Source organism: Synechococcus sp. R6-7, assembly GCF_047461695.1.
In the GTDB taxonomy this organism is placed as follows: Bacteria; Cyanobacteriota; Cyanobacteriia; order Thermostichales; family Thermostichaceae; genus Thermostichus.
Map to the genome: position 1 here is coordinate 1 of NZ_JANSHS010000203.1, position 10,076 is coordinate 10,076.

The following is a 10,076-nucleotide window of genomic DNA, read 5'->3' on the forward strand; positions in this document are numbered from 1 at the left end:
CACCTTGCCGCTGACTGCCGCTGCTGCCACCATGGCCGGGCTCATGAGCAGGGTGCGCCCGCTGGGGGATCCCTGGCGGCCCTTGAAGTTGCGGTTGGAAGAAGAGGCGCTGATCTGGCGCCCCACCAGCCGATCCGGGTTCATCGCCAAACACATGGAGCAACCGGGATCCCGCCACTCAAACCCCGCCGCCTCGAAGATCTCCCGCAAGCCCTCCTGTTCTGCCTCCTGCTTTACCCGTTCTGAGCCGGGCACCACAAACGCCTTCACCCCTGGGGCCACCCGTCGCCCCTTAGCAATCTTGGCTGCCTCCCGCAGGTCGCTCAAGCGGCCATTGGTGCAACTGCCGATGAAGCAGACATCCACCGGTGTCCCCACGATGGGATCCCCTGGCTGCAAGTCCATGTAGGCATAGGCCTCTTTGGCCAATTCCCGCTCGCTTTCCGGCAGATCTTCTGGGGCAGGGATCCGCTCATCCACCCCAATACCTTGGCCGGGGGTGATCCCCCAAGTAACCGTCGGCGCAATATCTGCGGCTTGGAATACCACCACGTCGTCGTAGCGGGCATTGCCGTCGCTGGCCAGACTTTTCCACCAGGCTACCGCCTCTTCCCAATCGGATCCCTGGGGGGCAAACTCTCGCCCCCGCAAATACTCAAAGGTCACCCCATCGGGGTTGACGTAGCCACAGCGGGCTCCTCCCTCGATGGACATGTTGCAGAGGGTCATGCGCTCTTCCATGCTCATGGCTTCAATGGCGCTGCCCCCATACTCGTAGGCGTAGCCCACCCCGCCTTTGACCCCCAGCTTGCGGATGATGTGCAGAATTACATCCTTAGCGTAAACTCCCGGCCCCAACTTGCCGTGGATCTCAATGCGGCGCACCTTGAGCTTGGACAAAGCCAAAGTTTGGGTGGCCAATACGTCTCGCACCTGGCTGGTGCCGATCCCAAAAGCAATGGCCCCAAAGGCCCCGTGGGTAGAGGTGTGGCTGTCCCCACAGGCGATGGTCATCCCCGGCAGAGTTAACCCTTGCTCCGGGGCAATCACATGCACGATCCCCTGCCGACCGGAGCCGCTGTTGTAGAAGCGGATGCCGTATTGCCGGCAATTGCGCTCCAATTCCTGGATCATCTCCTCTGCCAAGGGATCCGCAAAAGGCCGTGCCCGGTTGTCGGTGGGAATGATGTGATCCACGGTGGCCACCGTCCGCTCGGGAAACAGAACCGGCAGATGACGCTCCCGCAGCATGGCAAAAGCCTGCGGGCTGGTCACCTCGTGGATCAGGTGCAGGCCGATGAACAACTGCGTCTGCCCAGAGGGCAAAATCCGCACCGTATGGGCATCCCACACCTTATCGAATAATGTCCTCTCGCTCATCTTCCTCGGCCCGCAGCCAAGTCCTGTAAACTTTCAATGTGCTACTTGGGGAAAAGCTTGTCAAGGCACAGGCCTCCGTTATCTCTGGGCAACGCTGCTGAGCTGAGCGAGATGCAGCCCTTCTTTGAACATCCCCAGCCGGCAAAGGCGGGTCGGAGTCCTCAAGCCAGAAAACCTGTTGCCAGCCCTTCAAACGGGATCCCTGATGGCCGGCCAGGGCAAAAAGCGATAGCCCGCCCCTTCAATGGCGGCGACGATATCCGGCAGGGCCTCTGCAGTGTGGGGCCAGCGATCGTGCAGCAGCAAAACCAGGGGCCGCTCGGAAGCTTGGATCGCCGGCAACTGGGCTCGAATGCGCTCCAAAAGTTGGGCTGCACTTTGGCCGGCGTAGGCATCTTCTGCGCTCATGTTCCAGTAAAGAACGCGATACCCTGCCTGCTCTAAAGAATGGCGCAAAGCAGAGTCTAGGCGAAAACCTCCCGGTGGGCGAACAACCAGTTGGGGATCCAAGTTCAGCGTTTTGAGCAGTTGGGTTGTCTGATCCACCTCAGCATAAAACAGCTCGTTGCTTCCGTAGAGACGTTGATAATCGTGGGTAAAAGTGTGATTGGCTATGGTATGGTGATGGGCCTGGATCAATTGAGCCAATTCAGGAAATCGGGAAACGTGGGTGCCGATAACAAAGAAAGTGGCCGGGATCTGAAGATCATCCAAAACCTGTAAAAGTCGGGGGGTAGACTGAGGCCAGGGGCCATCATCAATGGTCAGAAAGGCAGAACGAGGTGGCACTTCCAGTAAAGGCCCCAGCACTTCTTCCAAGGGCAGTTGCAAAGGTTGAGTATTTTCTGCCGGATCGAGAAAGTCGGGATCCGGGATCCAGCCATGCTGCAGAAACACCTCCACACGAGGGGGAGCAGGGGTAATCAACAGTCGCCCCGTCTGCTCATTTTGGTTGCCCCAGCTCAGTCGATAGGGCAGATCCGAGGCAATCTCGACGGTTGTTGTACGGGTAATGACTCCGTAGGGGATGTCAATCAAATAGTGCCCGTTCACCTCTTCTTGATGGATCCAGGCTGCAGAAGGAGCTGATAAATAAATGAGCAAATCTTGGGGATTGGCACCGCGCACCACCCGAATGCTTTCAATGGGGAGAATGAGGTTGTATTCCGAGGTGGCCGTCAGGTTCAGCTCAAAAAGAGGCTGGGCCTCTACCGTGCAGTAGTAGATCAGTCCAACCAGTAGGAAGGCTAGGCAAAATATCAACGCTTTCAACGCTTTCAGAGAGTGCATGGAATGGCTTAATCCTTCGCAACCAATCATAGGACAGAAGCCACCCAAGCTCGATAGAGCCCATCAATTTAACCGGAAGGCCCTGCTGGGCTTCTGGGTGGCGAGAGCAGCCGCTCTTCCCATTTACGTGCAGGCGAGGCCCGTCGGATGTCCCGCCAAATGGCTGTGGCAGCTAAGGTACCATCGGCAACCGCAATCGACACTTGGTTCAGGCCCTGCTTCAAATCGCCCAGCGCAAACAGCCGCGGATGGGCAGTGCGACACCACTCGTCGGTCAACAGGTTTTCCCCTTGCCATTTCAAGCCGGGGATCCCTTTCAAATAGGCATTGTGGTATCTGGCGCCCATCGCCACCAAGCCGGTAGTTGCTTCGATGTAAGTGCCATCTTCCAACTCCACACCCTGCAATTGATGGTTTTCTCCAAGAAAGCGGCGAATAGGAGATTCGTAGAGGGGGTAGCCATGATCCGCCAGTTTTTTGCGCATGTCGGGGCCGACCGAGCAGAGGCCGTGGGTCAACACCGAGATATAGGGTGTAAACCAGTTGAGGACAAAAGCTGTATTGATCCGATCTTCCGAATTGACGATCAACACTGACTTTTGATCCCGCATTTCATAGCCGTCGCAGATCATACAGACATGCAGTGAATAGCCGGCGTAGTCGTAAACATTCTGCATATCCGACAACCGAGGCAGCTCGTCCATAATGCCGGTTGCTGCAATCAGATATTTGCTCCGAAAAATGGGGTAGAGGCTGTTAACTTTTCCCACCTTGACTTTGACCGCAAAGAGGTCTCCCTCATCGGTGGCATCTTCCACAAAACCGCGCAGGTAATCTACCCCTAAACTGAGGGCGTGCTCTGTTCCCTGTCGCAACAGCTCTCGTCCGGGAGTGGTCGGAGGCAATCCCAGATAATTGCGCAAATCCTGCATCCAAAAAGATCGGCCTCTGCCCTTCTCCACCACCAGGCAACTCAATCCATAACGAGCCAGATAGATTGCCGCCGATAGTCCCCCTGCTCCTCCTCCGGCCACAATCACGTCATAGATTTTGCCCAAACCAACCTCTAGATTCCTGCTGCTCAGTTTCATAGACGGGATCCCCTCACCAGACTTCTGCTGGGTGGCCTCAAGTTGTCGGTTGCGGCCCGAAAAATCTTAAGAAGCTCCAGACGTTCCGCAGAGCTGCAGATCATACTTGGTCCATCGCGTTTCTGTTGAGATGTGATCGAGCTAAGGGAGCAGTCCCAGCAACCGTCTAGAATGGGGACTGAACTCCCCCTTAGGAGAAAAGCCCTATGCCAGGTATCTTAGCGGCCATTGCCCTGATCTTTGTCGGCTACCTGTTCAACTCGGTCAAAATCATCAGCCAGGGGTATGAGGCATTGGTGGAGCGTTTGGGCAGGTTTCATCGCAAGCTGACCCCAGGATTGCACTTTATTCTTCCCCCTATCGATAGGATTGTGTTCCAGGAAACCATCCGCGAGAAGGTGTTGGACGTGCCTCCTCAGCAGTGCATCACCAGCGACAACGTCTCTTTGATGGCCGATGCGGTGGTCTACTGGCGCATCACCGACATGATCAAGGCCCGCTATGCGGTGGAGGACGTGCAGCGGGCTTTGGTTAACCTGGTGCTGACGGCTCTGCGGGCAGAAATTGGCCGCATGGATTTGGATCAAACCTTTTCCTCCCGCGCCGAGATCAACGCCCGCCTTTTGACAGAGCTGGACGAGGCCACAGATCCCTGGGGGATCAAGATCACGCGCGTGGAAGTCAGGGACATTCAACCCTCTAAGACTGTGCAAGACTCGATGGAAAAGCAGATGGCTGCCGAGCGGGAGAAGCGGGCCGCCATTCTGAAATCAGAAGGGGAGCAGCAGGCCAGCATCAACCAAGCGGCTGGGGCCGCCAAGGCGCAGCTATTGCGGGCAGAAGCGGAGAAACGGGAGCGGCTGCTGTTGGCTGAGGGCACGGCTGAAGCCATCAAGACCATCGCCGCCACTTTGCAAGAGAATCCAGAGGCAGCCAATGCGTTGCAATACCTGATGGCGCAAAACTATATCGACATGGGCTTCAAGGTAGGCAGCAGTCCCAGCGCCAAGGTAATCTTCATGGATCCCAATTCGATCCCTGGCACCCTGCAAGGGCTGCTCTCCATGGTGGACGTGGCCAAGGGTGGGGAAGGATCTCGCGCGGCGGCCTCTCAGAAGCTGCGTACCCCGGCTTCTTTCCCAACCGAAGTGGACTTTCCGCGGCTCGACTGAGTTTGACCGACCATGATGGCCCGGGATCCCGATTGGCTGCTGGTGGGACAGGTGGTGGCGGCCCACGGCTTGCGGGGCTGGCTGCGGGTTAGGTGCTGGTCGGATTTCCCAGAACGCCTCACAGAGCCCGGACCGCGCTGGCTGCAGCGGGATACGGATCCCGAGCCCCTGCTGCACCCCTTGATCGAGGGGCAGTTTTTCCCGGCTAAGGGTCTTTATTTGGTGCGACTGGAAGGGATCCCCAATCGAACGGTGGCTGAGACCTGGGTGGGGGCTAGGCTGCTGGTACCGGCTTCCCACCGCTTGCCCTTGCAGCCGGAAGAGTACCACTACCGCGATCTCATCGGCTTGGCCGTCTATCACCAAGGGGAGCTGCTGGGACAGGTTTCGGGGATTTTGGCAGCCGGCCAGGATGTGCTGGAGATAACAACCCCTGATCACCGGCAGGTGTTGATCCCCTTTGTGAAAGCCCTGGTGCCTGTCGTGGATTTGGAAAAAGGCGCACTGCACGTGCAGCCGCCGCCTGGGCTGATGGAGAGCTTTCTGGGTTAGAGTTCGACAAGACGGCCTGACTTCCGTACCTGCATCCCATCCTGAACTTGGCCCTCAGAAGCGCCTGTGTGGCCGTTCTAGCCTTTTGTGCTATTATAGGGGCAGTTTTTTGATGCTAAGCTCATCCTCGGCCTTTAAGGTCAATTTTTCTGGGTTTCTGTTGATCTTGGCCGGGAGCCTTCTTCGGAATTGGAGTTGGGAATGACGGAAAACTACGGTGCAGAGCAGATCCAAGTTTTGGAAGGCTTGGAGGCTGTGCGCAAACGCCCTGGCATGTACATTGGCTCCACCGGGCCGAAGGGGTTGCACCATTTGGTGTACGAGGTGGTGGACAACTCTGTGGATGAGGCCCTGGCCGGCTATTGCAATGATATTCAGATCAGCCTGCATCCCGACGGCTCGGTATCCGTTTTGGACAATGGCCGCGGCATTCCGGTGGACATCCACCCCAAAACCGGGCAGTCGGCCCTGGTTACGGTGCTGACGGTGCTGCACGCGGGGGGCAAGTTTGGCGGTGGCGGCTACAAAGTCTCCGGTGGGCTGCACGGCGTGGGCGTATCGGTGGTAAATGCCCTCTCCGAATGGGTGGGGGTGACGGTTTGGCGAGAGGGCAAGGTTTACTTTCAACGGTTCGAGCGCGGGGCGGTGGTGGGATCCCTGAAATCCGAACCCCAACCCAAGGGATCCAACCGGCGGGGTACAGAGGTGCGCTTCAAGCCGGATGGGCTGATCTTTCCCGAGCGAGAGTTTGACTATGCCGTATTGGCGGCCCGCTTTCGCGAGTTGGCCTACCTCAATGCCGGCTTGAAAATCACCTTCAGCGATCTGCGGCGGGATCCGCCTCACTGCGAAACCTATCAATATGCAGGCGGCATCAAGGAATATGTGGCCTTCATCAACCACGAAAAAACGCCCATCCACTCTGACATCATCTACATCCAAGGGGAGCGGGATGGGGTGGAGGTGGAAGTGGCCCTGCAGTGGTGCTCGGATGTGTACACCGACACTTTGATTGGCTTTGCCAACAACATCCGCACCAACGAAGGAGGCACCCACCTAGAGGGCCTGAAAACCTCTCTCACCCTCACCATCAACAGCCAAGCCCGCAAGCTCAACAAGCTGAAAGACTCCGACAGCAACCTGGCTGGAGAAAATGTGCGCGAGGGGTTGACGGCCATCGTCTCGGTCAAGGTGCCTAACCCCGAGTTTGAGGGGCAAACCAAAACCAAGTTGGGCAACACCGAGGTGCGGGGCATTGTGCAAACCCTCGTCTCCGAGGCGCTCACGGAGTACTTGGAATTCAACCCCAACGTGGCCAGGGGGATCGTCGATAAGGCCATCCAGTCCTTCAATGCTGCCGAGGCAGCCCGGCGGGCCAGAGAATTGGTGCGGCGCAAATCTGCCCTGGAATCTTCCACGCTGCCGGGGAAGTTGGCCGATTGCAGTTGCCGCGACCCGGCGGAGTCTGAGGTGTATTTGGTGGAAGGCGACTCTGCAGGGGGCAGCGCCAAACAAGGTCGGGATCGGCAGTTTCAGGCGGTGTTGCCCCTGCGCGGCAAGATCCTCAACATTGAAAAGGCGGATCCCGCCAAGATCTACAAAAACGCCGAAATTCAGGCGATGATCACAGCGCTGGGTTTGGGGGTGAAAGGGGATGAATTTGATCCCAGCCAACTGCGCTACCACCGCATCATCCTCATGACCGATGCTGACGTGGACGGCAGCCACATTCGCACCCTGTTGCTGACCTTTTTCTACCGCTATCAAAAGGCGCTTCTGGAACAGGGCTATGTCTATATCGCCTGTCCGCCGCTCTACAAAATCGAGTGGGGCCGCAACAATGTTCGCTATTGCTACAGCGACGCCGAGAAAGACCAGATCCTGCGGGGGCTGCCTGCCAACACCAAGTACACCATCCAACGGTTCAAGGGTCTGGGGGAAATGATGCCCGAACAACTCTGGGAGACCACCATGAACCCGGCAACGCGCACCCTCAAACAAATCACCATCGAAGATGCGGTGGAGGCGGATCGCATTTTCACCATCTTGATGGGAGATGCTGTTGGTCCCCGACGGGAGTTTATTGAGGCCCACAGTGCCCATTTGGATCTGGCGGCTCTCGATATTTAGCGACTCTCGATATTGGGTGGAGAGAACTCTGTCCCGCCTCTTCGGGGCCCACGGCAGGGGGAAAGTGCTCCGCACCGCTGGCGCGAACGTAACGGTGTTGCAGACGAGGCCGCGAGCAGCCAAAAGCTCCCGGACGGGGCAAGATCCCAGTTGCAGCCCAGACCCTGTGGCAAAGTGAGGGAAGAGCGTTCCAGATCCTGCTATGCCTGCATTGCTTACGGCTCTTCTTGCGGTGCTGGGGGGCTATCTCCTGGGATCCATCCCGACCGGCTATTGGGTAGGTCGTTGGTGGGGAGGCATCGATATTCGCCAACAGGGATCCGGCTCTACCGGAGCAACCAATGTGTTGCGGACGTTGGGCAAGGGGCCCGCCCTGCTGGTGTTGCTGGTGGATGCTGCCAAGGGGGCAGCAGCAGTTGCCCTGGGATCGGCCTTGGGATCCGCGTGGTGGGTGGTTTTGGCGGCATTGTTCGCAGTGATCGGCCATAGCCGTTCCTGCTGGCTGGGCTTCAGGGGGGGCAAATCGGTGGCCACCAGCCTGGGGATCTTGTTGGCTATGGCTTGGCCAGTAGCCCTGACAACTTTCGGCGTCTGGCTGCTGGGGCTCGCCCTCACCCGCATCGTTTCCTTCAGCTCCCTGCTGGCGGCAGTGGCGGCTCCGGTGGTGATGTGGGCAACAGCTCAACCTTTGCCCTATTTGTTGTTTGCGTTGGCGGGCGGGGTGTATGTGATCGGTGCTCATCGGCGCAACATCGAGCGCCTACTGGCCGGGTCGGAGCCGCGCATTGGCCAAAAATGGACGCAATCTCCCTAATTTTCAAGGCACTGTGAAGCAGCTGTATTACTCCGCAACGCTATGCAACCGACCACAGTGGTTTTTGTCTACGGATCCCTGCTGCGGGGCGGCCAATACCACAGCTTGCTGCAGGGGGCAGAATTTTTGGGGACAGACAGCCTCAACCACATTGATCTTTACAGTCTCGGCCCCTACCCGATGGCAGTTCGTGGCCGAAACCGGCTCTACGGCGAGTGCTACCGCATTCCCCTAAGTCTATTGGCCCGCTTGGACGAGCTGGAAGACCACCCGCGGGTGTACGAACGGCAGTGGGTGCAACTGGATAGCGGCACCTTTGCTTGGGTTTATCTGGGTCGGCCTGAGCAGGTGCAGGGGTGTTCCCTCATCCCCAGTGGCCGCTGGCTGGCTAGAGATCAAAGTGGAGCTTGACGCCCTCAACATACTGGGGCAGCACCAAAGACTCTATCCCACTGTTGTGCTCCGCACCGCTGTCGCGAACGCGAACGGCTGCCGACGGATCCCATTCTTGGGAATCAGACTCTTTGGCGGAGAGAGCACCGGCATCCACAGGGCTGGAAACGCGCTCCAGGTAGTAGATGCGATCCCCGCGTCGCCAAATGTCTGGCTCAGGCAGGTAGAAGAGCCGACCCGGTCGAGATGAGCCGCTCCTCAGCCGCTGCGGGCGCACCAACAACAAGGGCAGGCATAGATCGGCTTTGATTCGATAGGCAAACTGATCCCGCAGCCGTTCAAGGGTGGGATCCTCCAGTCCCATCTGGGCCAGGAAGGGATTGGGCAGCGCTGGTGCTGAAAAAGCGCTCCGCACCGCTGTCGGGAACGACTCTTGAGCCGTCAAGACATCAGCTCTATTGCTCCGCACTGCCTCCGGCAGGGTTGAGGCCGCATTCGCAGAAGCGTCACGTAGCGATAAAGGGAGAGGCAGGCCCAGGTCTGCCAACGTGGGTAGGGTGATCGAGCGCAGCTCAGCCCGGTTGGCCTCCAGATAGCCGGCCCAGCGCTGCAGTTGGGGGAAGGAAGGCTGCAAGGTGCGGATCCCTTCTGAGATGGGCATATCCGGCAGCAACACCGTCCAGATGGTGGCCGAAACCGAGAGTTTCACCATCAACTCGGCAATGGCCCAGTTCACCTGCGGATCCAGAGTCAGGATCAACAGAGTTTCCGCATGGTCGATATCGGCCTTCAACAAAGCAGACTCGTTCAGTACAGCTTCCTGCAGGGATCCGGGGATGGCTTCTGGCTTGCCGACTTCCTGGCTTGGGGCAGACTTGTGGGTGCCGTTGCCGTCAGAGGAATGAAGTTGTGGGGGCAAGCCATCTGCTGGACGACGCTTCGGCGTTCCTGACAGGGATGTGGAGGACTTACGGGATGGCGGGATGGAGTCCTTACCGTCTGTTGGGTGGGGAGCTTTGTAGCTGCCGTGCCCATTTTTGGAAGACCCAGAAACCAACGGGATCACCTCGACCGTCTGGTTGAGCGAGCGCATCAACTGGGCCAATTGGTTGGTAAGGGGATGATCGCCGATGATTATGGTGGAACTGCCCTGATCCAGACCCAGCCAACGGGCCACCCAAGCCGCGGTCAGCCCCTGTACCGTCACCGTCACCGAGATGGTCAAAAACACCAGCGCCTTGAGGGCATCCCCCC

At 58.2% G+C, this 10,076-nt stretch carries 8 protein-coding genes and 1 pseudogene; 5 read left to right on the forward strand and 4 right to left on the reverse strand.

All coding sequences use genetic code 11. The features are described from left to right. From leuC to NW815_RS06720, 3 genes are all read right to left on the reverse strand, one after another. Positions 1 to 1,380 (reverse strand): 3-isopropylmalate dehydratase large subunit (gene leuC / locus NW815_RS06710; RefSeq protein ID WP_414415828.1); only part of this gene is annotated, 1,380 nt, incomplete at its 3' end. Positions 1,381 to 1,569: 189 nt separating this feature from the next. Continuing rightward, the gene (locus NW815_RS06715; RefSeq protein WP_414389726.1) at positions 1,570 to 2,670 is read right to left on the reverse strand and encodes a polysaccharide deacetylase family protein; all 1,101 of its coding nucleotides are present in this window, start codon (positions 2,668 to 2,670) and stop codon (positions 1,570 to 1,572) included. Between the two features lie 68 nt (positions 2,671 to 2,738). Beyond that, positions 2,739 to 3,761: an NAD(P)/FAD-dependent oxidoreductase gene (locus NW815_RS06720; protein WP_414389729.1), complete on the reverse strand. Its 1,023-nt coding sequence runs from the start codon at positions 3,759 to 3,761 to the stop codon at positions 2,739 to 2,741. A gap of 206 nt (positions 3,762 to 3,967) precedes the next feature. Between NW815_RS06720 and NW815_RS06725 the strand changes: the two genes are divergently transcribed. From NW815_RS06725 to NW815_RS06745, 5 genes are all read left to right on the forward strand, one after another. After that, positions 3,968 to 4,933 (forward strand): SPFH domain-containing protein, encoded by a 966-nt coding sequence (locus tag NW815_RS06725; RefSeq protein WP_011431991.1) that lies wholly within the window; start codon positions 3,968 to 3,970, stop codon positions 4,931 to 4,933. Between the two features lie 12 nt (positions 4,934 to 4,945). Then, positions 4,946 to 5,485, forward strand: a complete 540-nt coding sequence (rimM, locus tag NW815_RS06730) for a ribosome maturation factor RimM (RefSeq protein WP_414389731.1) — start codon at positions 4,946 to 4,948, stop codon at positions 5,483 to 5,485. Between the two features lie 201 nt (positions 5,486 to 5,686). Continuing rightward, a complete protein-coding gene (gene gyrB / locus NW815_RS06735; RefSeq protein ID WP_414415829.1) occupies positions 5,687 to 7,615 on the forward strand; it encodes a DNA topoisomerase (ATP-hydrolyzing) subunit B in 1,929 nt (642 codons plus the stop codon). A 202-nt stretch (positions 7,616 to 7,817) separates the two neighbouring features. Further along, complete coding sequence (plsY, locus tag NW815_RS06740; RefSeq protein WP_041436109.1) at positions 7,818 to 8,429, forward strand: glycerol-3-phosphate 1-O-acyltransferase PlsY; 612 nt, start codon at positions 7,818 to 7,820, stop codon at positions 8,427 to 8,429. 42 nt (positions 8,430 to 8,471) lie between these two features. Further along, positions 8,472 to 8,840, forward strand: coding sequence for a gamma-glutamylcyclotransferase (locus tag NW815_RS06745; protein WP_414349642.1), 369 nt, complete (start codon positions 8,472 to 8,474; stop codon positions 8,838 to 8,840). Here the strand turns inward: NW815_RS06745 and NW815_RS06750 are convergent. Continuing rightward, positions 8,818 to 10,076, reverse strand: a pseudogene (locus tag NW815_RS06750) (sodium:proton antiporter); the annotation flags it as partial. The gene NW815_RS06745 and the pseudogene NW815_RS06750 sit on opposite strands and share 23 nt — an antisense overlap.